Annotated in this window: 22 protein-coding genes; 6 read left to right on the forward strand and 16 right to left on the reverse strand. The window is 60.9% G+C overall.

All coding sequences use genetic code 11. The annotated features are described in order from the left end of the window. Positions 1–34 precede the first annotated feature (34 nt). The 4 genes from ACSQ3L_RS29080 to ACSQ3L_RS29095 all read right to left on the reverse strand — a co-directional run bounded on the left by ACSQ3L_RS29080 (position 35) and on the right by ACSQ3L_RS29095 (position 4,561). Positions 35–1,237 (reverse strand): M24 family metallopeptidase, encoded by a 1,203-nt coding sequence (locus ACSQ3L_RS29080; RefSeq protein WP_436163043.1) that lies wholly within the window; start codon positions 1,235–1,237, stop codon positions 35–37. Between the two features lie 282 nt (positions 1,238–1,519). Next, positions 1,520–2,509: a LacI family DNA-binding transcriptional regulator gene (locus ACSQ3L_RS29085; protein WP_436163044.1), complete on the reverse strand. Its 990-nt coding sequence runs from the start codon at positions 2,507–2,509 to the stop codon at positions 1,520–1,522. A gap of 236 nt (positions 2,510–2,745) precedes the next feature. Further along, the gene (locus ACSQ3L_RS29090; RefSeq protein ID WP_436163045.1) at positions 2,746–3,168 is read right to left on the reverse strand and encodes a RidA family protein; all 423 of its coding nucleotides are present in this window, start codon (positions 3,166–3,168) and stop codon (positions 2,746–2,748) included. Between the two features lie 58 nt (positions 3,169–3,226). Further along, on the reverse strand, positions 3,227–4,561 hold the full coding sequence (locus ACSQ3L_RS29095) for an NAD(P)/FAD-dependent oxidoreductase (RefSeq protein ID WP_436163046.1): 1,335 nt from the start codon (positions 4,559–4,561) through the stop codon (positions 3,227–3,229). Between the two features lie 201 nt (positions 4,562–4,762). On the opposite strand from ACSQ3L_RS29095, the gene ACSQ3L_RS29100 reads away from it, so the two are divergent. After that, positions 4,763–5,818, forward strand: coding sequence for an aldo/keto reductase (locus tag ACSQ3L_RS29100; RefSeq protein WP_436163560.1), 1,056 nt, complete (start codon positions 4,763–4,765; stop codon positions 5,816–5,818). 160 nt (positions 5,819–5,978) lie between these two features. On the opposite strand, the gene ACSQ3L_RS29105 is transcribed toward ACSQ3L_RS29100, so the two are convergent. The 6 genes from ACSQ3L_RS29105 to ACSQ3L_RS29130 all read right to left on the reverse strand — a co-directional run bounded on the left by ACSQ3L_RS29105 (position 5,979) and on the right by ACSQ3L_RS29130 (position 12,974). Next, the gene (locus ACSQ3L_RS29105) at positions 5,979–7,733 is read right to left on the reverse strand and encodes an ABC transporter permease subunit (RefSeq protein ID WP_436163047.1); all 1,755 of its coding nucleotides are present in this window, start codon (positions 7,731–7,733) and stop codon (positions 5,979–5,981) included. 23 nt (positions 7,734–7,756) lie between these two features. Further along, entirely contained in the window at positions 7,757–8,794 is a 1,038-nt protein-coding gene (locus tag ACSQ3L_RS29110) for an ABC transporter substrate-binding protein (RefSeq protein ID WP_436163048.1), read from the reverse strand. A gap of 27 nt (positions 8,795–8,821) precedes the next feature. Then, positions 8,822–9,910, reverse strand: coding sequence for an ABC transporter ATP-binding protein (locus tag ACSQ3L_RS29115; RefSeq protein ID WP_436163049.1), 1,089 nt, complete (start codon positions 9,908–9,910; stop codon positions 8,822–8,824). Then, on the reverse strand, positions 9,907–11,172 hold the full coding sequence (locus ACSQ3L_RS29120; RefSeq protein ID WP_436163050.1) for a M24 family metallopeptidase: 1,266 nt from the start codon (positions 11,170–11,172) through the stop codon (positions 9,907–9,909). Before ACSQ3L_RS29120 ends, ACSQ3L_RS29115 begins: the two co-directional genes overlap by 4 nt. Beyond that, a complete protein-coding gene (locus tag ACSQ3L_RS29125; protein ID WP_436163051.1) occupies positions 11,123–11,863 on the reverse strand; it encodes a PfkB family carbohydrate kinase in 741 nt (246 codons plus the stop codon). The genes ACSQ3L_RS29120 and ACSQ3L_RS29125 overlap by 50 nt, the downstream gene beginning before the upstream one ends. Before the next feature lie 88 nt (positions 11,864–11,951). After that, positions 11,952–12,974 (reverse strand): SIS domain-containing protein, encoded by a 1,023-nt coding sequence (locus tag ACSQ3L_RS29130; protein ID WP_436163052.1) that lies wholly within the window; start codon positions 12,972–12,974, stop codon positions 11,952–11,954. Between the two features lie 148 nt (positions 12,975–13,122). Between ACSQ3L_RS29130 and ACSQ3L_RS29135 the strand changes: the two genes are divergently transcribed. After that, a complete protein-coding gene (locus tag ACSQ3L_RS29135; RefSeq protein ID WP_292178964.1) occupies positions 13,123–14,220 on the forward strand; it encodes a LacI family DNA-binding transcriptional regulator in 1,098 nt (365 codons plus the stop codon). Positions 14,221–14,433: 213 nt separating this feature from the next. Then, the gene (locus ACSQ3L_RS29140; protein ID WP_436163053.1) at positions 14,434–14,730 is read left to right on the forward strand and encodes a helix-turn-helix transcriptional regulator; all 297 of its coding nucleotides are present in this window, start codon (positions 14,434–14,436) and stop codon (positions 14,728–14,730) included. Here the strand turns inward: ACSQ3L_RS29140 and ACSQ3L_RS29145 are convergent. The 5 genes from ACSQ3L_RS29145 to ACSQ3L_RS29165 all read right to left on the reverse strand — a co-directional run bounded on the left by ACSQ3L_RS29145 (position 14,684) and on the right by ACSQ3L_RS29165 (position 20,531). Then, positions 14,684–15,940: a tyrosine-type recombinase/integrase gene (locus ACSQ3L_RS29145; RefSeq protein WP_436163054.1), complete on the reverse strand. Its 1,257-nt coding sequence runs from the start codon at positions 15,938–15,940 to the stop codon at positions 14,684–14,686. The genes ACSQ3L_RS29140 and ACSQ3L_RS29145 overlap by 47 nt on opposite strands. A 293-nt stretch (positions 15,941–16,233) precedes the next feature. Beyond that, positions 16,234–17,796 (reverse strand): glutamine-hydrolyzing GMP synthase, encoded by a 1,563-nt coding sequence (guaA, locus tag ACSQ3L_RS29150; protein ID WP_436163055.1) that lies wholly within the window; start codon positions 17,794–17,796, stop codon positions 16,234–16,236. Between the two features lie 48 nt (positions 17,797–17,844). Beyond that, positions 17,845–18,513 carry a 5'-methylthioadenosine/S-adenosylhomocysteine nucleosidase gene (locus tag ACSQ3L_RS29155; RefSeq protein ID WP_436163056.1) on the reverse strand — a complete coding sequence of 223 codons (669 nt, stop codon included), beginning with the start codon at positions 18,511–18,513 and terminating at the stop codon, positions 17,845–17,847. Between the two features lie 136 nt (positions 18,514–18,649). Further along, entirely contained in the window at positions 18,650–19,108 is a 459-nt protein-coding gene (locus tag ACSQ3L_RS29160) for a PaaI family thioesterase (RefSeq protein WP_013530371.1), read from the reverse strand. Between the two features lie 133 nt (positions 19,109–19,241). Then, a complete protein-coding gene (locus ACSQ3L_RS29165) occupies positions 19,242–20,531 on the reverse strand; it encodes an RsmB/NOP family class I SAM-dependent RNA methyltransferase (protein WP_436163057.1) in 1,290 nt (429 codons plus the stop codon). 315 nt (positions 20,532–20,846) lie between these two features. Here ACSQ3L_RS29165 and ACSQ3L_RS29170 point away from each other — a divergent pair, with 315 nt between their 5' ends. Next, complete coding sequence (locus ACSQ3L_RS29170) at positions 20,847–21,524, forward strand: MIP/aquaporin family protein (RefSeq protein WP_436163058.1); 678 nt, start codon at positions 20,847–20,849, stop codon at positions 21,522–21,524. Between the two features lie 178 nt (positions 21,525–21,702). Further along, positions 21,703–22,626 (forward strand): LysR family transcriptional regulator, encoded by a 924-nt coding sequence (locus ACSQ3L_RS29175; protein ID WP_436163059.1) that lies wholly within the window; start codon positions 21,703–21,705, stop codon positions 22,624–22,626. Between the two features lie 37 nt (positions 22,627–22,663). Here ACSQ3L_RS29175 and ACSQ3L_RS29180 read toward each other — a convergent pair whose 3' ends face one another. Beyond that, positions 22,664–23,623, reverse strand: coding sequence for a hypothetical protein (locus ACSQ3L_RS29180; RefSeq protein WP_436163060.1), 960 nt, complete (start codon positions 23,621–23,623; stop codon positions 22,664–22,666). Positions 23,624–23,905: 282 nt separating this feature from the next. Between ACSQ3L_RS29180 and ACSQ3L_RS29185 the strand changes: the two genes are divergently transcribed. Next, positions 23,906–24,589: a glutathione S-transferase family protein gene (locus ACSQ3L_RS29185; RefSeq protein ID WP_436163561.1), complete on the forward strand. Its 684-nt coding sequence runs from the start codon at positions 23,906–23,908 to the stop codon at positions 24,587–24,589. Positions 24,590–24,658 lie beyond the last annotated feature (69 nt).

Consider the following 24,658-nt stretch of genomic DNA (forward strand, 5'->3'; position numbering starts at 1 on the left):
TTTGTTCATTTGCGGCGGAGCGGCAGGGCTCTCATTAGATCGCTCGGCCGAGGTCAAGCGGTGTGAGCGGCTCGTACCCGGTTTCGGTAACTAGGATCGTGTCGCCAAAGCGGGCACCACCGACGCCGGCGATATAGACGCCCGGCTCGATGCCGAGGAGCATGCCCGGCTCAAGCACGGTCGGGTCGTTGGCCTTGAGCTCGGGCCACTCGGGATCGGAGAGACCGACCCCGCGGCCTGTGCGGTGCCGGAAGGGATTGTCCCAACCTCCACGCTCGATCACCTCCACCGCTGCCGCATGTACCTCGCCCGCTCTCACGCCAGGGCGCACTTTTGCCAGAGCTGCTTCCTGGGCCGCGCGTGCGACATCAACGATCTTGCGGACTTCCGCAGGCAACGCCGTCGAACCAACCAGGACCGGTCGGTCGAAACAGATTCCATGCCCGAAGAACGGCCGGCCGCAATAACACAGCTGCATGATATCCCCCTCTCGCATAATGCGAGCGCCAGCAGAAGGATGGGCGCGGGCTGAGCGTACGCCGCTAGCCATGACATGGAATCCCTGGATAAGCGGCGCATGTTCCTCGTCGCCGTTCCACCATTGTGCGGCTCGCCGCATTGCGACCGTGCGGGACGCAAGCGCTACTTCCCAGTCGGGAATGCCGGGGGCAATAGCTTCACAGCTTGCCTTGAACTGGTGGGTAACGATGTCGGCGCAGCGCCGAACGACATCGATCGTTGCAGCATCCTTGCGCCGACGGACCTCGCGAAGCATGGCCGAGACATCCCTGATGCGTTCAGTGCCAAGTGCCTCCCTGGCCAAATCCAGATTGCGGGCCCAGGTAGCATCGAAGTCGACACCGATCGTGCGGCCCTTCGGCGCTACTTTCCTTATATGGTCAGCGAGTGCGGCTGAGAACGACATGGGAGTCTGCGCCGGCTCTTCCCATTCGACCCATTCGACAGCCACCGGCACGCTACATTGCGCCTGTATCTCCGATGCTTCGATGCGGGGCGAGACAAAAGCCGGCGCGCCATCTTGTGGCAAGACGAACCAGATCGGCCTGACGACTGGGATGCCATCCAATCCGGTAAAGAAACGATGATTGTCGACGCCCGACAAGGCGAGAACGTCGATCCCTTCCCCCTTCATCGCAGTTCGGGCGCGTTCGACGCGATTGCCGTAGTCCGCATCGGTAGGAAAAGTGAGCCTGGAATTCGTTGGGTTCTCGATCATGGCGTTCTCTGAATTCTCGTGTGTGGCGCGAACCAACTGCCTTGCACCGATGCGGCAATCCAATCGTTTGTATCAATCATGCAATCGGTTGGATTGTCAATTGTGAATCTTCGGTGACATAGCGCGAAGTGCTGTTTCATGGCGTCTCAGGATGGCATCTTGTGGGTATTGGGTCGCGTGGCCCAAGGAACAGCGCCCTGTGGGTGCATTTGCACCCACAGGTCACACACTGGACTTCATCCTTGGGTGCCCGTAGCCAAAACCGCTGACCGGCCTATCAAGTCACCCGATCCGCGCTACACTGTCCCTAAGGACCAGATGATGGCGCAGCACGATTTTCGCAGGCGCAATAATGTCCTGGTAGATCTGGCCAAAGAGCGCCTCGGCTCCAGAGCGACCGATCTCGATGCGCGGAACCGACACCGTCGAAAGTGGAGGATGCATCAGCGCGGCCACCCCCAGGTCGTCGCAACCAACGAACGAGATGTCGTCTGGAATACTGAGCCCGGCTTGCCGCGCCACCGCCATGGCGCCTATCGCTAAGTCGTCAGATGCACAGAAGATAGCGGTGGGGCGCTGGCCAGCTCCGAGCAGGGACTTCATGACTTCGACCCCAGCGTCGGCGTCGAAGTAATCGGTTGGGCGTACAGTGATCAGGTCGGCCAGGCCATTTTCCCGCATGAAGTCGACATAGGCCGCGGAACGGGCACGGAATGTCTCGGAGCTCATTATTCCCCCGATATGGACGATGCTCCGATGCCCCATGCCATACAGGTGTTCCATGACCTCCTTGGATGCTGCGTAGTTGTCCATGGTAACCCAGCAAATGCCCGGCTGCGGGACCGGTCGCGCCAAGGCGACGACTTTGCGCTGGAAGTCCGGCATGTTGAGGATAGTCTCGGGGATGCTTCCGGTAATGGTGATGATGCCGTCTACGACGCCGGTCAGTAGTCGCTTGCCGAGTTCCGCCTCGCGCTTGGCCTCACGCTGCGTAGCGCCCAAAAGAACATTGATTTCGTGTTCATCCAGGGCCTCGATTATGCCTTGAACCATCTCTGGGTAGGACTTTGACGAGAGCTCCGGAATGATGACCAGCACCTGATTGGCGCGACCATCACGCAGAGTACGAGCTGCCTTGTTAACGACATAGCCGGTATCGCGTACAATCTCTTGAATTCGCGCCCGCGTCTCCACGGTGACTCGCTCACTTCCCGACAGAGCTCGGCTGACGGTCGAAATGTCGACGCCCGCTATGCGAGCGATGTCGGCCATCCTGGGCTGTCGGCCGCCAGTCGGCTTTTCCGTCCTATCGTCGGTCAATGAAGTGGCCATGTCCGTTCAATAAATGGGTCTGGATGAGAAAGGCGCAATCTCCAACACGTTGCCTGCGAGGTGATGCCACGTGCAAGTGCACACGGCAGGTTTTTTGGCTTCGCCAATCGCTGTACACGGAAAAGTCCGCTTCGACGAAAAAGGTCGGACTAAGTCCGACCTCTCCAGTCCCGAAATCAAAGACTGATCACCTTGTGCTCAACTTCCGCGGTGCCGACGCCGCGATAGGCCTGCACCTCAATCTCCACCTTGTAATCGGGGCCTCCAAGTCCGGGGCACAGCACCGTACGGGCGGGGTCAATCCCCTTAAAGCGTTCACCGATGTAGGCCATGACAGTAGGCGCATCTTCAGGGTTTGGAATATAGACCGTCGACATTACGACGTCGGCCAAGCTGGCGCCAACTGATTTAAGCGCACCTTCTATCTTGTTGAGGCACTCCTTTGCCTGCTCCACCGGGTCGGTTGACATTTTCTGGGTTTTGTAATTCACACCCGCAGTGTTGGAAACAAATATCCAGTTGTCAACAACGACTGCACGCGAGTAACTCTCCTTGTCTTCAAATGGACTTCCGGACTTTATTTTGGTGACGTTGGACATTTTTTCTCTTTTGCTAATGAGAGTGAGATAAATTTAGGCCATGCTTGAAGCTTCTGCCTCACGCATGCTCCGGCGAAAGAACTATCCTGGTTCCGTCGCTGAACCGAGACAGCCTGAAGGCTTTGGGATCAACGACTGGAGGCTTTCCGGTGACGAGGTCCGCCATCAGCCGTCCGGCGGCGGGTCCGATGCCAAACCCGTGACCAGAAAATCCTGTAGCGATAAACAGACCGGGAACCTTTGCTGCCGCGTCGATAACCGGGATAGCGTCTGGGGTGACGTCGATGAGACCACCCCAGCGCTGTGCGATCGTCGCCTGCCTGAAGACCGGCCAGTGCTTGGCAAGCGCCTTGAGAGCGCCGTCGGAGAGCTTCTTCGAAGGCACTGGATCGAGGACGCGCGTGTATTCGAATGCGCTGGCTTCATCCAGTGGCCGCTGCTTGGCATCCAACATGTCCTTGAAGAACTGGCCCGAAATCCGGAAGTTCAGGGACTTCCAATCCGACCGAAGCGCAGGCAGATACCGGAACATGTACTTGAAAGAGCGCGGCACGATATCCACGACGTTTTCGTGGCCTGAGGCAATCGTGTAGCCACCGTCCAGGCGCTTTCGCAGCGCGAAGTCTTCGCACCACATCGCCTCTTCCGGCCCCCCTTCCAAGGGGTTGGTCCGCAGCACAGAAGCAGTGACATTAAGCTGCGGAATATCGATACCGTAGCGGCGGGCGAAGAAATTACTCCAGGCACCACCGGCCAGCACCACGGAATCGCAGGCGATCGGTCCATGCTCGGTAACGACACCAGACACCCGACCGGCCGAAAGCTCCAGACCTCGAACGGCGCATTCGACCAGAATATTCGCCCCTCGATCGCGGGCGGCCAACGCGATGGCCGGTCCGGCCAGCTGCGGTTCGGCGCGGCCGTCGCTGGGCGTCAACAAAGCCCCCTGAAGCGGCAGATCAAGCTCAGGGTATTTGGCCTTCACGTCCGCGGCGGACAGAAGATTGGACGGCACCTGATAGTGCTGAAGCTCGTCGCGGTACCGCGCATTCTGGGCCTGAACGCTTTCCGAAGGGGCGGTGAAGACGATGCCCGTCTGGCGGTACCCTGTCTCGCGACCGATGCGCTGGGAGAGGCCGCTCCAGATTTTCTGCGCCTCGAGCATGAGCGGCAGCTCGCGGATATCCCGGCGAGAAAGGCGCACCCATCCCCAGTTCCGGCTCGACTGCTCGCAGGCGATACCTCCCTTTTCGCAGAGGGCCACCGAATGGCCACGCTCGGCGAGTTCCAACGCGGTTGAAGCACCGACAATGCCGCCGCCAATCACGACCACATCCACGCGCGGCGGAATTTTCTCGTCACTGGCAACCGGGACGACATAGGGACCAGGCATATGACTCCTTTGCCACGCTTCTCAAAGACATCGGCAGCACTATCCAATCGGTTGTATCATTCATACAATCGATTGGATTGTCAACAGCGTAATTCATTGCTATAGAAACGGGGAGAGCCGAGCGGCCATCACCTGAGCCGTAGGATCGCGACGTGCAGCGTGCCGCCGGCGACCGCCTGTTTCAATTCTTGGGAGGAAATTATGGAGTATCGTCTGCTTGGCCGTTCGGGCCTCAAGATTTCGACCGTCACAGTGGGTACGATGACCTTCGGCGGGGTAGGCTGGGCAAGGACAGTCGGCGATCTCGGCGTCTCCGAAGCCAAACGGCTGGTCGATCTTTGCCTGGATGCCGGCGTCAATCTCATCGACACCGCCGACGTCTATTCCGATGGCAAGTCCGAAGAGATAGTTGGCGACATCCTCGGCGGCAAGCGCAAGGACGGCGTGCTGCTTGCCACCAAGGCGCGTTTCCGCATGGGCGACGGCCCCAACGATGTCGGCTCGTCTCGCCAGCACCTGATCGCTGCCTGCGAGGCAAGCCTCAGGCGCTTGAAGACCGATGTCATCGACTTGTACCAACTCCACGAATGGGACGGACAGACGCCCCTCGAAGAAACGATGGAGGCGCTCGACACGCTCGTTCGGGATGGCAAGGTTCGCTATATCGGCTGCTCGAACTTTTCCGGTTGGCACATCATGAAGGCTCTCGGCGTGAGCGAGAAAGACAAGCGCCAGCGCTTCGTCAGCCAGCAGATCCACTACACGCTGGAAGCGCGGGAGGCCGAATATGAGCTGCTTCCGATTGCCGTAGACCAAGGCCTTGGTGTGCTTCTCTGGAGCCCGCTCGCAGGCGGTCTGCTCTCTGGCAAGCATCGGCGAAACCAAACCGCGCCTGAGGGCACGCGCCAGTTCGCCGGCTGGACGGAACCGCCGATCCGCGACGAAAATCGACTGTGGAACATCGTCGATACGTTGGTTTCAATTGCGGAAAGCCGCGGCGTTTCGGCCGCGCAGGTGGCGCTTGCTTGGCTAATAGGACGAAAGGCAATCACCTCAGTCATCATCGGTGGACGGACCGAAGCGCAGTTCAAAGATAACCTGGCAGCAGCCGACCTGAACCTGACCGCGGAGGAGCGGAAACGTCTGGATGAGGTTAGTGTGCCGCCGATTATCTACCCCTACTGGCACCAGTTGGGTACAGCGAGCGACAGGCTGAGCGAGGCGGACATGACAGCGCACGCCCCGCACATGAATTAGTCGAACTCTGTTAACGGCGACCGTCGAGCAGCGTCGTGACACGCAATCGCCCGAACGGGGATGACCTTAGAAACAACGATCGCGGAACTGCCTGTGGCTTTTCCGCACTCGTAGCGCCGCTTGTCCGAGTTCCGCTCTGAGGTCGGTCAAGAAGACCGATTCAGGAACGCGCTTGCAACGACAACAGAGCGGTTTTCCGGCGCCCGAGGACAACCGCCATGCCGGCTATGACCACGACGCATGTCACGCCAAGCAGCATGACGGAGACGGCCGCGGATTCGGGGCTTGTGTTGAAGCGGATACCCTCCCACAATTTTCTCGGCAGTGTCTTCACCGACAGATCGCTGAGGAAGATCGAAGCCACCGATTCATCGAATGAGAGAAGTATCGCAAGCAGAGCGCCGACGGCCAGGCCCGGAAGCAGCAGTGGGAAGATGATGGTGCGAAAGATGCGCCAAGGGTTGGCGCCAAGGCTTGCTGCGGCAAGTGACAGCCATGGATCAATGGAACTGTGTGTCGCCGATGCGACGAGGTAAACCACCGGGAAAATCAGAACCGTGTGGGCTATGATGATGCCTGCCTCGGTATCAACCAGTCCCACGCGCGCAAAGGTCAGATAGGCACCGAGCGCGAAGACAACGCTTGGTACGGTCAAGGGCGAGAGCACCAGGGCTTCGGCAGCACCCTGAAACCGGAAATGACGACCAAAGCCGAGCACCGTGAGAGTGGCCAGGACGAGGGTCGCAACGCAGGTGGCAGATCCGATGCGAAGGCTGGTGAGTGCTGCCGCAATCCATTCCGGGCTGCCGAGGATCGCTTCGAACCATCGCATCGAGTAGCCTGGAGGCGGAAAGATGAGCACGTCCGCCGCACTGAACGAGACCGGAATGAGCACGACCAGTGGAAGGAGAATGAAGACAGATATAACGCAAAGATAGGTCGGTTCGACAAGCCGCGCGGCGAAGCGCCAGATCGTGGGACTGTGTGGCCGCGGGGTGCGCTGGGCCACCGGCTGGCGAAGAAGTGCTTTGTCCACGTTCCGTGCCTGCTGTTGCGGCAAGGTCGGCGGCAACGAGCCCGGACGCTGCCACCGCGAGAAGAATCGCGCCATTGTGGACAATGCTACGACAATGATCGTGGCCGTCACGGCGAGCGTAATGCCCAGTGCCGCGGCGAAACCCCAGTCGGCCCCGGTCTCGATTTCCGACTGGATCACTTGTGCGAGCATCTGCTGGCGTTGGTTGCCGAGGAAGGCAGGCGCGATAAAGCTCGCCATGGTGAAAAGGAAGATGATGGTGACACCGGATTGGATGCCGCGAATTGCAAGCGGAACAACCATGCCCAGCCAGGCGCGCAGTGGGTTGGCGCCGAGCGTATGAGCGGCCAGAAGAATGCGTCCGTCGATGCGCCGCAGGACACTGACAAGAGCAAAGACCATCATCGGAATGGAGGAGTGCACGAGGGCGAGAACGACCGCCGGCTCGCTGAAGAGAAGGGGGAGCGGCTCCGAAATCAGCCCGAGGCTGAGAAGCGTCGCGTTGACAAGGCCACGCTGTCCGAGGATCGCCAACCAGGCGAAAGTCCGCACCAGCACGCTGGTCAAGAAGGGAACCAGCACCAATAGCCCAAGAAGCAGGCCCTTCACCCCGTTCGCCCGGCTCAAGAGCCACGCCAAGGGAAACGAGACGACGAGCGTTATCGCGGTTGCTTCCAGACTGATGCGAACCGTCGTCCAGATGACCGTTCGGTACACCGGACTTCCGAAAATTCGTAGGAAGCGCCCGACGGCATCACCGCCGAACGCTTCCGGCACAATGGCAAGCAACGGTAGAGCGAAAGCGAGGAGGAGCAGCAGGAATGCTGGAGCGAGCAGGCAAAGCCGCCCCCAATCTATGATACCGCTCCGTCTCATCATCGTTTTTTCCCGTCTAAGTTCTGCTACTGCATGATGGCCGTGTTCCAGCGGGTCTTCACAGACTCGCGGTTCTCGTTCCACCATTTCGAATCGAGAACTGCGCCAAGCTTCGCGTTGTCCGGATAGCTCGGCAGATCCTTGGCGACGGCAGGGTCGAGAAGCTTCAGCGCGTCGACATTGGTCGGGCCGTACGGAATTTGCCGGGTAAGTTCTGCCTGCTGCTCGGGCTGGACGGCGAAGTTGATGAACTTCATGGCCTCGGCTGCATGCGGAGCACCTTTCATCACCACCCACCATTCGGTATCGGAGACGGAAGCGTCCCAGCCATAAGCCCATTTAGCTCCAGCCTTTATGGCATCATTGACCCGACCATTGGGGATGTAGGCCAGGTCTACCTCTCCCTGCTGGATGAGCGCCTGGGTATCCGCGGCCCCCTTGTAGGCGACGATCTGGTCCTTGATCCGCTCGTAAACCTTGAGGGCGCGATCCACATCCAGGGGGTAGAGATCGGCGGGCTTCACACCGTCGGCCAGCAGCGCGAATTCGAGAGTGTATTCCGGTTCCAACGGAACCGCGCGACGAGCCTTCACCGCCGGGTCGAAGAACTGAGCCGGAGTAAGTCCGCTCGAAAACTTGTCTTTGCTCCACGCGAGGTTCATGCCGAACTTGATGTAGCCGACACCGTATTTCGTGCGGAGTTCCGCCGGAATGCCGTCGGCCTTGATGACCGAATAGTCGAGCGGCTGAAGAAGATCGTCCTTCACCTCGTTCGCATGAGCCGAGCTCTCTGCCGAGACGACATCCCAGGTGACGTTGCCGCTCTCGACCATGGCCTTCACCTTGGCGTAGCCCGAACCGGTGGTGCCGGTCACCTTGGCACCCGTGGCTTTGGCGTAGGTGTCGAAGAAGGCCTTCGTCTGCGCGTCCTGGAACGAGCCGCCGTAGGAGGCGACCACGACCTCAGCCGGATCGGCGGCAGGTGCTGACTGCGCAAAGAAGACCACGCTGGCCGCCGCCAGCAAGGCAGCGGACACACCCATATAAAGTCTGTTTTTTGTCATGATTTTTTACTCCCCTTTGAATCCGCTTCAGGGTGATCCTTCAGCCGGAAGAACAGCGACGGATGCCGGCATCCATCGCGCGATGACGGGTTTGCCGGGAGCCAGGTGTCCGGCCGCATCATCTCCACGCGTGATGCTGGCGAGCAGGGACTGCCCGTCGGAAAGTTCCAGCGCCACGCGCCAGCCGGCACCGAGGTAGGTGACATCGCGGATCGTCGCGGGAACACCAGGGGCACTGTCTGATACGATTTGATGTGCGGAGCGGACGGAGACGTTCTCCGGCCTCACCACGATATCGAAAGGCGCCGTCGCGGGGGACGGCAATGGTTGGCGCACGCCAGCGATCTCGTATCCACGGCCGCCATCCGTCGCGGTAACGCGCAGAATCGAGCACTCGCCGAGGAAGCGTGCGACGAAGTGATTGGATGGTGCGGCGTAGATGGTTTCCGGATCGGCGACCTGGAGAAGCCGCCCCCCGGCCATGATCCCGATCCGGTTCGCCATGGCCATGGCTTCCGACTGGTCGTGTGTCACGTAGATGACGGTGATGCCGAGTTCGCCCTGAATGCGTTTCAATTCCTGCTGCATCTGGTCGCGGAGCCTTCGATCGAGCGCGCCAAGAGGTTCGTCCATGAGCAGAAGGTCGGGGCCGAAGACGAGGGCGCGGGCAAGCGCGACGCGTTGCTGTTGTCCACCGGACAACTGCGAAGGATATGACGACCAGCGATCGGCAAGATTGACGAGGCCGAGCGCGGCGTTCACTCGCGCCTCGCGCTCGGCACGCCCGACGCCGCGCATCCTCAGCGGGTAGGCAACGTTGTCGGCAGCCGACATATGCGGGAAAAGCGCGTAGTTCTGGAAGACCACCCCGATCCGTCGCCGATGCGGAGGCACGTCCGAGACAGACGTGCCCGACATCAGCACGCGGCCTTCGGTCGGCGTGTCGAACCCCGCCAGGAGCATAAGAAGCGTCGTCTTGCCGGAGCCGCTCGAGCCGAGCAGTGCGAAGAACTCCCCCGATGAGATGTCGAGGGTAACGTCGCTCACCGCGCACACGCTGCCATAGCGTCGGGTGACACCCTGAAAGGAAACGGCGGGGAGTGGCTGGCCTGTCATTCCACGGCCCTTCCTAGGTCAAGCGGCGTGAGAGGCTCGTATCCGGTTTCGGTAACAAGGATCGTGTCGCCAAAGCGGGCGCCACCGACGCCGTCGACATAGACGCCCGGCTCGATGCCGAGGAGCATGCCCGCTTCAAGCACGGTCGGGTCGCTGGCCTTGATCTCGGGAAACTCAGGATCGGAAAGGCCGATCCCGCGACCGGTGCGATGCTGCATGGCACGGTCCCAGCCGTGGCGTCCGATGACCGCGACGGCGGCAGCGTGAACCTCGCCGGTCGTCACGCCCGCGCGCACCTTTGCCAACGCCGCTTCCTGGGCCTCGCGTGCGACGTCCACGATCTTGCGAACATCCGCCGGCAAACCCGTCGACCCCACCTGGACCGGTCGGTCGAAACAGATGCCGTGCCCAAAGAACGGCCGGCCGCAATAGCAGAGCTGCAGGAGTTCCCCTTCCCGCATAGACCGACCGGCGGCAACTGCATGGGCGCGCCCTGAACGGATGCTGCCGCTACCCATGACATGGATGCCCTGGAGAAGCGGCGAATGGTTCTCATCGCCGTTCCACCATTCCGCGGCACGCCGCATCGCGGCCGTGCGGGAAGCAAGCGCCACTTCCCATTCGGCAACACCGGGGGCTAAAGCTTCGCAGCTTGCCTTGAACTGGTGGGCAGCGATGTCGGCGCAGCGCCGGACGACGTCGATCGTTGCGGCATCCTTGCGGCGACGCACCTCACGAAGCATGACTGTCACGTCCCGGATACGTTCGGTACCAAGGGCATCCCTGACCAGGTCGAGATTGCGCGCCGAGGTAGCGTCGAAGTCGACGCCGATCGTGCGGGCTTCCGGAGCTACTTTTCCGATATGCTCGGCGAGCGCGGCTGAGAACGACATAGGCGGCTTCGCCGGCTCTTCCCATTCGACCCATTCGATAGCCACGGGCACGCTGCATTGCGCCCGTATCTCAGGTGCTTCGATGCGAGGCGAGACAAAAGCCGCTGCGCCTTCCTGTGGCAGCACGAACCAGACCGGCCGCACCGATGCGATGCCATCCAGTCCGGCAAAGAAACGATGATTGTCGAAGCTCGACAGCGCGAGAACGTCGATGCCCTCCTGCTTCATCGCAGTTCGGGCGCGTTCGAGGCGTTTGCCGTAATCCGCCTCGGAAGGAAAGGTGAGCCTGGAGTTCGAAGGGTTCTCGTTCATTTTGCTCTCACGATGGTATTTCGCGTGTGATGGGACGGGCATGGCCGAAGGCGCCACGCGTGCCGCAGATGAGCGCGGAGTACTGCGCCGCGTCGCTGGCCGCTTCGGCAAGCGGTACGCCGGTCAGCACGCGGTAAACGAGGCGGCTTACAAATGCGTCGCCCGCGCCGAGCGTATCGACGGCATCGACAGGCACCGCGGGCGCGAACAGGATCTCGCCTTTGTGGCACACGGTGGCGCCACGCGCGCCCTGGGTGATCGTGACCAGTTCGACGCCGGCCGATTGGGCGCAACCCAGAACACGCGCCACTTCGTCGTCGCCGGCACTGCCGCGCGAGAAGGCAGCTGCCCTTAAATAAGGCAGGACACCAGCAGCATATTCCAAACTCCGTTCGGAAAAATCGAAGGAAATCGCAACGCGCTCGCGAATGTCGGGAAGCTGGTTGTCCAATCGGCTTGTCTCACCGGTGTGAACCAGGTCGAAGCCGGCAAGATAGTCGAGATCGGCGTTGTCGAGTCGGAACATCGATACGCCTTTCTCGCAGAGACCCCATCTGCGGTTGTTGCCGCTGTCGTCCATATGAACGGTGGCAAAGGCATTGGGTCCGTCCTCGACACGCAGCCGCTCGAGCTCAATGCCTTCAGCCTGCAGGCTCGAGCGGATCAGATCGCCATCGGCATCGGTGCCGATCACGCCGAGATAGGCAGCGTGCGCTCCGCTTCGCCGGGCGTGAACGGCGAAATTCACCGCGTTGCCTCCCGGAAACATCAGCCTTTGATTGAAATATCGGTCGACAACATTGTCACCGACGCCACAGACACGCATGCGAAATGCCTCAGTAGGTTGTCTTGAACATGTAGCGGCGGTCTGTGAGCGAATGCCCGGTGACCGCCTGGTAGTGTTCGGCCAAACGCTTGGAAAGGGTCGAGAGAAGGAGCGGGGAAATGTCCCCACGCATCGACGCCGGCACGCCGGGCAGGCTGTAGTCCATCGAATCGATCACGCGGCAGCGCCGGGTGTTCTTGTTAAGGAAAGCCTCAACTCGGTTGATCACCGGGCGGGTTTCGTCTTCGCCCTTGAACAGAAGAACCGCCGTATCGGGCTGAACAACCTCGAAAGCCCCATGCAGAAATTCGTTCGCGTTGAACCAGGACGCGTGCTTCCACTGCATCTCCATGAGATAACACATGGCGAATCCGTAGCCGGCGCCCTGGTTGGGACCGGCGGACAGGACGTAAGTCAGGGTCTCGGCCGCGAAGTCAGTGGCGATCTCGTGGAGGCGCGCCTCCGCCTCCTGCACAGCCAGTTCAAAAGCTGCCGGCACCGCAGCGAAAGCCTGTTCCAATGCCGCGAAATCGAATTTTGCACCGGCTTCCTTCAGAAGCGCCGTCACCATCAGGCCAATCAGCACTTGCTTCGGCGCCAGGATGGTTCGGTCGCTGTGGTACGTGAAGACGTCATCGCATTCGGCGGCGAGTTTGGTCGTCTCGTTCTTGGTAAAGCCGATGACGCGGGCGCCGGCGGAGCGCGACCAGCGAGCGACTTCGATCGTTTCTCCCGTCGTGCCGTTGTGCGATGCGACAAGCACCACTGATCCCGGCCCGAGCAGCGCAGGATGGCGGCGATTGAACTCTTCGCTATTAAGGCAGAAAGTCGGAAATCCGGCGCTTCGGTCGCACTGGTACGATGCGGCAGAGAAGTCGTTCAGGGAGCCACCGCAACCGATCAGGAAGAGGTTGCGCATTCCATCAGCTGCGGCCTTGGCCACGTGCCTGATCCGTTCGCGTTGCTCGACGGCGGCTTCAGTGATGCGACGGAAATCGACATCTGTTGGGACAAGATTGGGGTATCGATTCACAGTGCCTCTCTTTTTGCGATCAAGATGTGATAGCGCTCTCATGTGATAACGCTCTCACACTTCCCAATGGGTTGTCAAGGGGCGTCGCGGCGGTCTATTTGTCCGCCATGCACGGGCACGAGTCCCGCAACGCGGATGCGATCAGACCATGAAGGATAATGGACGCTCCGGCGCTCAGCCGACGATCGCCCACGTTGCGCGTGCGGCGGGTGTCTCAAGCGCAACCGCGGCGCGGGTGCTTGGCGGTTACGGCTATGCCGGTGCTGAGACGCGCCAGCGCGTCTTCGACGCCGCAAAACGCCTGGCGTACCAGCCCAACCAACTCGCTCGCAGCATGGCGACCGGCCGCAGCGAGATGATTGGCGTCGTTGTAGCCGATATTGAGAATCTGTATTTTGCGCGAGCCATTCGGGCTATCATAGACACAGCCAGTGCAAATGGCTTCGGTGTGGTTCTAGCCAACACCGACGAGGATATTGAGCTTGAGCGTGACGCGGTGCGCGTGCTGCTCGCCAACCGTGTCGATGGCCTGATTGTTTCGCCAACCTCCAGCATCGAGGTGGATCACCTCATCGGCGCGCGGGACATGGGCTGCCCCTTTGTCCTTCTCGACAGACGCGTGCCGGTACTCAATGCCGACACCTTTGCGATTGACAACTTTCGCGCGGCCCATCAGGCGGTGGCATCTCTCATCAAGCAAGAACACCGACGCATCGCGCTGGTGTCCAACGCTCCATCTCGTGGGGAGCAACATTACCTGATTTCCTCTGTTCGCGAGCGTATCGACGGTTACCGCGCAGCGCTCCACGACGCCGGCATCCAGATTGTCCCCAAGCTGATTATCCTCGGAGGTTGGGACACTGAGAATCTTGCTCGCCAGTTGCGCCAGCTCTGTCAGTCTGCGAACCGTCCGACCGCTTTTCTCGCGACAGACAGTTCCGTCGCCCTCGTCCTTCTCAACGTTCTTCGGGAGCTAGATTTATCGATACCCGACAAGGTTTCGCTCATCTGCTTTGACGACGCCGACTGGACGGCGGCGGTGACGCCGCCCCTGACCGTTGTGTCGCAGCCCATCAGAGACTTAGCCAAAGCTGCGACAGAAGATCTGATCGCTCGTTTGCAAGGCGAGGCTACAGGTCCTGCCAAGGAAACCTTGCTACAGGCGACGATGATAGACCGTGGCTCAGTCAGCAGTGCCTTGGCAAGGCCGAGTGTCAAGCGACGAACGTCAGCGGCTGGGAACTGACATTCGTCAACTCTCCTGTTGTTGCTGCCCTTTGCTTAGAAAGCCGGGGGCTCGGCCGAAGCCAATGCATACTGCAACATCTGAAGCTCAAGACCCGGTCAGACTTGTCCCTTTCACAGGTCGAAACCGCCGATGACACGACGCCGGGGCTGAAGCTCTTTTCTCATCGAACACAATCGCCTTCAATTTCGACTCGTTGCTGAGGAGTACGAGATGACCCGATCGAATGAAGAAGCGCTCAAGCGCACAATCCGGAGACGCCAGCTGCGTGAAATGGTGCCGCTTGCGGACAGTACGATCTACGAAATGGAACAGCGGGGCGAATTCCCGCGCCGCTTCGCCTTGACTCCAAGATGCGTGGTTTGGGATCTGGGCGAGGTTCAAGCATGGCTCGCGGCCCGTCGCTCAAAGCCAATCCTGCGCGCTCCGAAACCGGACCTTAAGCAGCGTCGGGCTCGGCCGATCAGAGAGCCGGATCAGGCTCCAAGAGGGGCATCGACGGCGGGATGAGCGTCGGGACGAACTTCTTGCCAACGACCCAGGCGTCGATGATGTCCGACCATTCCTGCATCATGTGGCGGCGCTGCATTTCGTATTCGGCCTTGTTGTAGACGCCACGTGACGAGCGTCCGTCCTCGTGGGCCAGGCACTTTTCAATCCAATCGCTGTTGAAGCCAAGTTCATTCAACAGAGTTGAGCCCGTTCGCCGCAGGTCATGAACCGTGAACGGCTCGAGGGGCAGCCCCTCGGACTTCGCGCGCTCGACGACTGCGTAAGTGATCCGATTGAAGGTTGCACGCGACATCGGAGCATCCGCATCGTACCGCGATGGAAGAAGGTATCTGGAATTTCCCGCACAGGTCTTCAGGGCAATCATGATGTCGAGCGCTTGGCGCGACAGGTAGACGTTATGCGCCTTCGACCGCTTCATGCGTTCCTTCGGGATCGTCCAGACCGCATTCTCAAAATCGACCTCGTCCCACACCGCGTCCTGCAGCTCGCTCTTGCGCACCATGGTGAGCAGATACAGCCGCATTCCCAAACGGATCGTGGGAATTGTGGCGACGTGCTCCAGCTGCTTGAGCATCACGCGAATTTCTGAGGGCGAAAGCGAGCGGTCCTTTGGCACGAAGGTAGCAATTGAAGCGGGCCCGACTTCATCAGCCGGATTGGCGACCTTCTCCCCGTGCAAGATCGCGAAGCCGTAGATTTGCTTCAGGATGTCTCGAACGTGGATGGCGGTCGCTGGAGCACCGCGTTCAACGATAGCGCCGCAATGGGCCCGGAGGTCATCGGGTGTGATCTCCGTCAGGAGGCGATTGCGCCAGACCGGAAGAAGCTCCCGTTCGAAAATGGCGCGCCGCATGGCGCGCGTGCTGTCGGCCATCGGCGCGGCAGTGAGCCATTTCTCACCGAATTCGCCAAAACTCTTTGCCTCTTTCAAGCGCCGCTTGTCACGCTGCTTCTCGATCGCCGGCGATCGCCCTTCGCCTATGGCGCGCTTGGCGTCGAGGCACTTCTCTCGGGCCAACGCGAGCGAGATGCCATCTCTGCCATATCTGCCTAGGTAGACCGTCTCACGGCGTCCATTCAGCCTGTAATCCAGGCGAAACGAGATCGCGCCACTGGGCATGACGCGGACGTACAAGCCGTCACGGTCAGCGATCTTGTAGATTTTTTCTTTTGGTTTCAGTGCCTTAAGGGTGGCGTCCGTCAACATACCCATTGCCTCCTAAAAAGTACCGTCAGTACAATTTCGAGGCTCCGCGGAAGGAAATTCCTTTTTTCTTCAATGCCTTAAGGCACAAAAAAGTACCGTCACGAGCCTCATTTGGCCTGACGGTACTTTGATAAATTAGAGTGGGCAATATGCGGAAGGTCCGTCAAGCGGTCCGTCAAAGCCAATCTCTGCGCACCGATTGTCGCCGATTGTCTCTGAACAGATTTATTTTTGTTCTCAGTACGTTACGTCGCAGACCGGCCTATTTTCGGCGGCGTTTGGGTAGGTCTGAATCATTCCCACTCGATTGTTCCCGGCGGCTTCGAGGTGACGTCGTAGACGACGCGGTTGATGCCGCGGACTTCGTTGATGATGCGGGTGGCGGCGGCGCCGAGGAAGGCCATGTCGTAGTGGTAGAAATCGGCCGTCATGCCGTCGACCGAGGTGACGGCGCGCAGCGCGCAGACGAACTCGTAGGTGCGGCCGTCGCCCATCACGCCGACCGTCTGCACCGGCAGCAGCACGGCGAAGGCCTGCCAGATAGCGTCGTAAAGGCCGGCCTTGCGGATCTCGTCGAGATAGATGGCGTCGGCCTCGCGCAGGATTTCCAGTTTTTCGCGGGTGATGCCGCCGGGGCAGCGGATGGCGAGACCGGGACCTGGGAAGGGGTGCCGGCCGATGAAGCTTTCGGGCAGGCCGAGCTCCTTGCCAAGCGCCCTCACCTCGTCCTTGAACAGTTCGCGCAGCGGCTCGACCAGCTGCATGTTCATGCGCGCGGGCAGGCCGCCGACATTGTGGTGCGACTTGATCGTCACCGACGGGCCGCCGGTGAAGGAGACGCTTTCGATGACGTCGGGATAGAGCGTGCCCTGCGCTAGGAATTCGGCGCCGCCGAGTTTCTTGGCCTCTTCCTCGAACACCTCGATGAACAGCCGGCCGATGGTCTTGCGTTTTTTCTCCGGGTCCGACTCGCCTTCAAGCGCACCAATGAATCGATCCGACGCGTTGACCAGAATGAGAGGCAAATTGTAGTGCTCGCGGAACATCGCCACCACGCTGGCGGCCTCGTCCTTGCGCATGAGCCCGTGGTCGACGAGGATGCAGGTGAGCTGGTCGCCGACTGCTTCGTGGATCAGAAGTGCTGCGACCGAGGAATCCACGCCACCCGACAGCGCGCAGATGACCTTGCCCTTGCCGACCTGCTTGCGGATCGTCTCGACCGCGTGCTCACGATAGGCGCGCATGGTCCAGTCGCCCTCGATGCCGGCGATGTTGTGGACGAAGTTCCTGAGCAGCCGGGCACCATCAGGCGTATGCACCACCTCAGGATGGAACATGATGCCGTACATCTTGCGCTCGATATTGCCGAAAATGGCAAAGGGCGAGCCTTCCGACTTGCCGAACACTTCGAAGCCCTTGGGCAAGGAGATGACGCGGTCGCCATGGCTCATCCACACCTGGTGGCGTTGGCCAGGCGCCCACAGGCCCTCGAACAGCGGGCTGTCCTTTTCGATCTCGACGAAGGCGCGGCCGAACTCGCGATGGTCGGAGCTTTCGGCAACGCCGCCCATCTGCACGCACATGGCCATCTGGCCATAGCAGATGCCAAGCACCGGCACGCCGGCGTCGAAGACGATCTGGGGCGCGCGCGGGCTGCCGATGTCGCCGGTCGATGCGGGACCGCCCGACAGGATCACGGCTTTCGGATTGATGCGCTTGAACGCCGCTTCGGCCGACTGGAACGGCACGATCTCGGAAAACACGCCTGCCTCGCGGATGCGGCGGGCGATGAGCTGGGTGAACTGGCTGCCGAAATCGACAATCAGGACGGTGTCGGGATGATTGGCTGTTTTCATGGCGAGCGTTTAGAGAAAGAAATGAGTCGGCGCAATGGGTTGCGACCTTCAGACTGGCCTGGCATCTTCATGGGATGGTTCCGTCCGAAGCATGCCCGAGCCGATCGCCCGCTCCAGCCGCATGACGGCGTCCGCCAGCTTCTCGTCGATGACATGCAGGTATTCGGTCCAGTCGCCGACGTGCCTGAGATCCGCCGCACCGTCGGAAATGCCGCGCAGCCCGATCAGCGGGATGTCGAACAACTGACAGGCGCGCAGGCAGGCGAAGGTCTCCATGTCGACCATGTCGGCGGCGATCCCGTCATAGGCCGCGCCGGTGACGATCGCGCCACCGGTCGACAGGGTCGCCAGCTTGATGTCCGGTATCTTGAAGGGCAACGGCACGGTCACCGGCAGGTCAAGGAAGGGTGTCGCGCCCTTCTCGAAGCCGAGCGGCGAGGCGTCGATGTCGCGATAGCTGACCGAGGTCGCCTGGTAGATTTCCGTCTGCTCCAGTGTCCGGCTGCCGGCAGAGCCGAGCGAGACGACGAGGTCGGGCAGCGCCTTCTGCGACTTCAGCCAGGACAATTCCGCGCCCAGTCTGACGCCGGCCTCGACCGGACCGACGCCTGTCATCAATGGCGTGAACAGCTGCTTGAGGTGCGGGCCATATTCGGCCTGCGCCGCCATGACGAAGAGGACGTCCTTGCCGGAGAGGCGGGACACTTTATCGGCCATGGTGATTTACTCCTCCCGATCACTTGCTTATCTGCACCGCCGCTCGCCGGGACCCGCTGCCTCCGGCAGCTCCCGGCGTTCGTGGCCTTTCATCGTGCCACCGGCACGATGAATTCGCCTGCGGCGAACCGGCCACTCACCCCTCTATGCCATCACGGCCGACCACCGTCATCATGGTTCCGGTCATGGTGGCGATCAGCTTGGCCTCGCCGTCGGCGGCGAAGGCATAGGCCTGCCCATCGGCTACGATGATGGTACGGCCGGGCTTGGTTACCGAGCCGCGGAACAGGAAGCGCTCGCCACGGCCCGGCGCCAGCAGATTGACCTTGAACTCGATGGTCAGCACGCCGGAGTTTTCCGGCATCAGCGAGAAAGCGGCATAGCCGCAGGCCGAGTCCAGCGCGGTCGAAATGACGCCGGCATGCAGGAAGCCGTGCTGCTGGGTGAGCGCTGCCGAATAGGGCATCTCGATCTCGATGATGCCGGGCGTCACCAGCGTCAGTTCGGCGCCGATCGTGGCCATCGCCTTCTGGCGCGCGAAGGAGGTCCTGACGCGATCTTCATAGTCCGGGGCGGGTACGATCTTTGCTGCCATGGCCGCTGCCTTCCTTTATGCGGATAAGCTTATTGCAGAGGCATGGGCGGCAGGCAAATGCTTTTGCTGCACTGCAGCAATCGTCCGCGCCTGCGGGCTGGCGGCCGTCAGGAATGGCGATGCCCAATCGGATTCAGGCCGACCTGCGCAACGCACAGAAGTAAAACCCATCCGTGCCGCTCAGCGCTGGCGACAGCGAGATGTCGCCTTTGGCGCCGATGCGTGCGGCTGCCGCATGGCCGGGAAAACGGCTGTCCCAGAGCGCGCGGTGGTCGACCGGCACGAAGCCGCTGTTACGCTGCCTGAACTCCGCGATCTGTTCGCCATTCTCCTCATCGAAGACCGAGCAGGTGATGTAGACCAGCAGGCCGCCCGGTTTGACATAGGCTTTGGCCGCATCGAGGATCGCCGACTGCTCACCCTTGCGGGCGTCGAGCTGCCTTTGCGTCAGCCGCCATTTGGCATCGGGACGGCGCCGCCAGGTGCCGCTGCCGGTGCAAGGCGCATCGACCAGCACGATGTCCATGTGGTTGCCGAGCGGGGCGAGTTCGGCCGGCTTGGTGACGATCTGGACATTGCGGTTTTCAGAGCGGCGAATGCGATCGAAGATCGGCGCAAGCCGGGCCTTTTCGGCATCGTGGGCAAAGATCTGGCCCCGATTGTCCATCGAAGCCGAAAGCGCCAGCGTCTTGCCGCCGGCGCCGGCGCAGAAATCCAGCACCTGCATGCCGGCTTCGGCCCCGGCAAGGGCGGCCGCCACCTGCGAGCCTTCGTCTTGGACCTCGAACCAGCCTTTCTGGAAGGCCGGTTCAGCCTGCACGTTCGGGTGCCGGCCGTCGCCGTCGATCGGCGGGATTCGGATGCCGTGCGGTGCGATGGCCGCGGGTTTCGCACCGGTTCCCGTCAATTCAGCCAGCACCTTGTCGCGGTTGGCCTGCAAGGTGTTGACCCTGAGATCGAGTGGCGGACGTGTCGCCAGTGCCGCGCCCTCGTCGACCCAGTTGGCACCAAAGACCTGTTCGAAAAGCGGTTCGCACCAATCCGGTATGTCAGCCCGAACCGCGGCCGGCGCATCGGCAAGCCGGCGCCCGGCAATTGCCTGAAGCTCGGTTGCAGTCAGCAGCGGTGGTGCGAACTTGTCACCATCGAGCGCGTCGTTGAGCGATTGTGCCGTCTGGCCCCATTCGAGCAGCAGCGCGCCGAAGCCGATTGCGCGCGGCGTGTCCTCGCCCAGCAGCCAGCCGGCGGAACGCTTGTGGCGCAAGGCGTCATAGACGATGTTGCCGATGGCCGCCCGGTCGCCGCCGCCGGCGAAGCGATGCGACAGGCCCCAATCCTTCAGCGCGTCCGCCACCGGCCGGTGGCGCCGGCCGATGTCTTCCAGCACTTCGATGGCCGCAGCCAGCCGTCCGCCCAGTCGCATTCGTCATTCCATCAAATCGAGCACATGATCTCTGGGCCTGCTCTTAGAGCCTTTCACGCCTGGATTGAACCCCGCTTTCGCCTTTGCAACGAGCGAGGCAATCCCGGTCGCGGCGCGCCAGCAGATGATATCCTCGGCAAGCAGCAACAGACATATCAATAGATGAAAGGTCTCTAATGTTCGCAACTGATGTCTGCAAGCACGCAATCTGGCGCAACTGCGCTGCTTCCCAAGTTTTTCGCCAGGGAATACTCTTGCCGGCATGATTCGCGGCGCGGAAAACGCGGGCCGGCGGATCGCTACGAGGAGAGGGCAATGAAGACTTATTTGGCGGAAGTTCTAGGCACATTTCTATTGGTGTTCATCGGCACGGCGTCGGTGGTGACGGGCGGCTTTGGCGGTGCCCTGCCGCTCGGCCAGGAAGGCATCGGTCTGGCGTTCGGCATCGGCCTCATCGCGGCGGCCTATGCGATTGGCCCGATTTCGGGCGCGCATCTCAATCCGGCGGTGACGCTCGGTGTCTTCCTTGCCGGCCGGCTGCCGGCTAAGGACGTCATCCCCTACTGGATCGCGCAGATCATCGGCGCCATCCTCGCCTCGCTGGCGTTGTGGATCATCGTCTCCGGCCAGGTTGGCGGACACACCACCGGCTTCGGCGCCAATGGCTGGGATGTGACGAAATGGGGTGTCAGTTCGGCATTCCTGTGGGAAGTGATCGGCACCTTCACCTTCGTCACCGTGATCCTTGGCGTCACGGCTGAAAAGCACTCGACGGCGTTCGCCGGGCTGGTTATCGGCCTGACGCTGGCAGGGCTGCACTTCGCCATCATCCCGGTGACCGGCACGTCGCTCAATCCGGCCCGCTCGATCGGCCCGGCGCTGTTTTCGGGAACTGCCGCGATCGGCCAGCTCTGGCTGTTCATCATTGCACCGTTGATCGGCGGCGCCATTGCCGGCGTGGTTGCCAAGGCACGCATCTTCGAGAAGGACTGAGCTTTGGAAGGCTAAATATGAAAAGGCGCGGGCCATGGCCCCGCGCCTGAAGGCGGCGCGTACCGGGAAGTGAGCTTCGAGCCATAGCGAGATTGACTGGAACCGCATGTCCTTCAATCTCCGGAATCGTGCTAGACATCGCTACCGATTGAATAGCGCCTGCTGGTTCGAGGTCCCATTGACACAACGGCTATCGGATTTCGACATTGGCTTGCTGCTGACCCTCGACGCGCTGTTGAAGCACCAGAACGTCACCCATGCGGCGTCGAGATTGAACATTAGCCAATCGGCCCTGTCGGCCCGCCTGACGCGGCTGCGTCAATTGCTGAACGACCCACTCTTCACAACGGCGGCGTCCGGGCGGGGAATGATCCCGACGCCTCACGCCCTGGCACTTGAGCCCGAACTCACGCGGCTGCTCGAACGGTTGAGCGATTTCGTGAATGCCGCTCATCTGTTCGACCCCGCGACAAGCAAACGTGTCTATCGCATTGCCGCAACGGACAATCCGGCGGCGATCCTGGCTCCGGACCTCATTCCGCGGTTCAAATCCCAGGCTCCCAACGCAAAGGTCGCCTTTACGGTGCCCAACAAGCCGAGGATCGTCGAGCACCTCGAGCAAGGCGACGTCGATCTCTTCATCGGAGCCGCGGAAGACGGTTCCAGTGGCCTGATCGGTCAGAAACTGTTCGAAGAGGAATTCGTTACCGCGCAGCGGCACGGCCATCCGCGTGGCCAGGGACCAATCACCCTGGACGAATTCTGTGCCCTCGACCATCTGCTCATTTCGACGAGCGGCGGGCATTTTGCAGGGATGATCGACGACGCGCTTGCCGAAATTGGCCACGAGCGTAACGTGACGGTCTCCATCCAGAGCTACGCCCTGGCCCCGCTCGTTCTGGCCAACAGTGATCTGATCTGCACCCTGCCCCGGCGTTTCCTGAAGCGCTTCGCTCAAATCCTCGATCTGTTCGAAGCCCCCTTACAGCTCTCGCCGTTCGCCATGAACCTGTTCTGGCACCCGCGGATGCGCAGTGACCCCGCCCACATATGGCTGCGCAAACTGGTGATGCAGAGCGCTCGCCGCAGTCACGAAGAGTAGTGACCGGACGCCATTCCGGCCACCATATGCCGTGCAATCAGAACTTCTGCAGCAGGTAGTCGCCGACCTTGTCGGCAGCGGGGTCGAACAGCGTATCGAGCCGCGAGTTCAGCACGTAGACATCGTCGCCCAAAATCGCCGCGGCCGTCGGCATCGACATGATGCTGCGCTTCTGCCGGACGATCGTTGCCGATGCCCAACCGTCGGTGGAAACCAGTTCGACGGTGCGATCGACGCCAAGGTTCTGCACGACCACGAGGTGTTGGTCATCGATCAACTGAATGCCGTCGGCACCCGTCAGGGCCTCGGGCAGCGTCACCGGCTCGACCTTGCGGGGGTCGGCGATGCTGACGCGAAACAGCTCACCCGTATTGTATTTGCCCACGAGCAGATAGCCGTCCTTGTGCCAGGCGATGCCGTTCAGGTTGAAGCCATCGCCAGCCATGAAGCGTGGATCCTGCGCAAAGATCGTCGCCTTGCCCGCTGTATCGATCCGGTAGACGATCGGGGCAAAACTGTCGGTCACATAAGCGTTTCCGTCGGCGTCGAGCGCGATATCATTGGCAAAATGCGTGCCTTCGCTGAGGATGCCGAGATCGTAATAGGCCCGATTCTGGCCGGTCGTGGCATCATATGTGGCCACTCCCGCAAGCTTGCCCTTGGTCGACGCACTGGTGCGGTCGCCGACGCCCGGATCGGAGTTCGTCACCCAGAGCGTATTGCGCTCGTCATCGACGAGCAGGCCCGCCGTGGAAACCAGCCTCGCGTCGTGGACGAACGCCGTGTACTTCCCGGTTTCATCGACCTTGGCCACCAGGCCATGACGCACCGAGCCGACCATGAAAATGTCCTGCCTGGCCGACCACGTAATGCTTTCCGGATAACTCTGGTCGGAGGCGAACGAAATTCCCTGAGCCGTGCTGTCGGCCATCGATGGCGATACAATATTGAAGAAAACCATGGCTGCGACGCCAGCCATTACAGAGCGGGAGATCATGATCGGTTCCTTTCGATCGGTTGATGTCACCGCTCTAGAACTCTGCGCGCGCCTTGAGAAATCGCGCTTCACGATGAGACGAATCGATCGTGTTCATGGGTTTGGTACTTGTTAAAATCCAAACCCACCCCATCGCCCGACCTGCCATCAACGGGCTCGATGCCACCAATGCGCATGATCGATTGGCGCGTTGGCGGACATGCCAGCATGTTTCAGGCGCTTCAACATCGGCAGACGCCAATCGGGCGGACTGGGTGGTTGTTCAACGATGGGACAGAAAAAATGCTCAATCTGTATTTTCACGCCACGCCGAATTCAATGAAGGTGGCGGTGCTGCTGGAAGAACTGGAATTGCCTTTCGACGTCTCGCCGGTCGATATCTTCAAGGGCGAGCAGCACGCGCCGGAATTCCGGGAGATCAATCCAAACGGCAAGGTTCCGGCGATGGTGGACGGGGATGTGACGATATTCGACTCCCATGCCATCCTGCTTTACCTCGCCGAGAAGCACGGAAAATTCATTCCTGGCGAACTGAGGACCAAGGCTTTGATGCTGTCATGGCTTCAGTTCGTGGCGACGGGCCTATCGCCGTTTTCCGGCCAGGCGATCCACTTTCTGCACTACGCGCCGGAAGATATCGTCTATGCGAAAAATCGTTACGTGAAGGAGCTCGAGCGCCACTACGCGGTTCTGGACCGTCGGCTTGGGCAGGCACGATATCTGGCGGGCGACGAGTACACGATCGCGGACATGGCGCTTTGGGGTTGGGCCGCCTCCGCCGGATATGCATTCGGCGAGAAAGGCCTTGGCGACTATCCCAATGTCATGCGCTTCATGGACGAAGTGACCAAGCGCTCTGCGGTTCAGCGAGCCTTGGACATGAAGGCAAAGCATACCTTCAAGGCTGAGCTCGATGCTGAATCACGTCGCGCCATGTTCCCGCAAAACGAGATAGGTGCCGCATGATCCGGAATTCCGTCATTTCTACCCCTTGAGTTGGAACATGCGCTGCAGCAATATTCCGTCTGCGACGTT

It is taken from the genome of Mesorhizobium sp. LjRoot246, from assembly GCF_964254115.1.
GTDB lineage: Bacteria > Pseudomonadota > Alphaproteobacteria > Rhizobiales > Rhizobiaceae > Mesorhizobium.

Coding starts and splice junctions, on each gene's coding strand:
- ACSQ3L_RS29080 (WP_436163043.1), bottom strand. CDS start 1,237: ATGATCGAGAACCCAACGAATTCCAGGCTCACTTTTCCTACCGATGCG.
- ACSQ3L_RS29085 (WP_436163044.1), bottom strand. CDS start 2,509: ATGGCCGACATCGCTCGCATAGCGGGCGTCGACATTTCGACCGTCAGC.
- ACSQ3L_RS29090 (WP_436163045.1), bottom strand. CDS start 3,168: ATGTCCAACGTCACCAAAATAAAGTCCGGAAGTCCATTTGAAGACAAG.
- ACSQ3L_RS29095 (WP_436163046.1), bottom strand. CDS start 4,561: ATGCCTGGTCCCTATGTCGTCCCGGTTGCCAGTGACGAGAAAATTCCG.
- ACSQ3L_RS29100 (WP_436163560.1), top strand. CDS start 4,763: ATGGAGTATCGTCTGCTTGGCCGTTCGGGCCTCAAGATTTCGACCGTC.
- ACSQ3L_RS29105 (WP_436163047.1), bottom strand. CDS start 7,733: ATGATGAGACGGAGCGGTATCATAGATTGGGGGCGGCTTTGCCTGCTC.
- ACSQ3L_RS29110 (WP_436163048.1), bottom strand. CDS start 8,794: ATGACAAAAAACAGACTTTATATGGGTGTGTCCGCTGCCTTGCTGGCG.
- ACSQ3L_RS29115 (WP_436163049.1), bottom strand. CDS start 9,910: ATGACAGGCCAGCCACTCCCCGCCGTTTCCTTTCAGGGTGTCACCCGA.
- ACSQ3L_RS29135 (WP_292178964.1), top strand. CDS start 13,123: ATGAAGGATAATGGACGCTCCGGCGCTCAGCCGACGATCGCCCACGTT.
- ACSQ3L_RS29140 (WP_436163053.1), top strand. CDS start 14,434: ATGACCCGATCGAATGAAGAAGCGCTCAAGCGCACAATCCGGAGACGC.
- ACSQ3L_RS29145 (WP_436163054.1), bottom strand. CDS start 15,940: ATGTTGACGGACGCCACCCTTAAGGCACTGAAACCAAAAGAAAAAATC.
- guaA (WP_436163055.1), bottom strand. CDS start 17,796: ATGAAAACAGCCAATCATCCCGACACCGTCCTGATTGTCGATTTCGGC.
- ACSQ3L_RS29155 (WP_436163056.1), bottom strand. CDS start 18,513: ATGGCCGATAAAGTGTCCCGCCTCTCCGGCAAGGACGTCCTCTTCGTC.
- ACSQ3L_RS29160 (WP_013530371.1), bottom strand. CDS start 19,108: ATGGCAGCAAAGATCGTACCCGCCCCGGACTATGAAGATCGCGTCAGG.
- ACSQ3L_RS29165 (WP_436163057.1), bottom strand. CDS start 20,531: ATGCGACTGGGCGGACGGCTGGCTGCGGCCATCGAAGTGCTGGAAGAC.
- ACSQ3L_RS29170 (WP_436163058.1), top strand. CDS start 20,847: ATGAAGACTTATTTGGCGGAAGTTCTAGGCACATTTCTATTGGTGTTC.
- ACSQ3L_RS29180 (WP_436163060.1), bottom strand. CDS start 23,623: ATGATCTCCCGCTCTGTAATGGCTGGCGTCGCAGCCATGGTTTTCTTC.
- ACSQ3L_RS29185 (WP_436163561.1), top strand. CDS start 23,906: ATGCTCAATCTGTATTTTCACGCCACGCCGAATTCAATGAAGGTGGCG.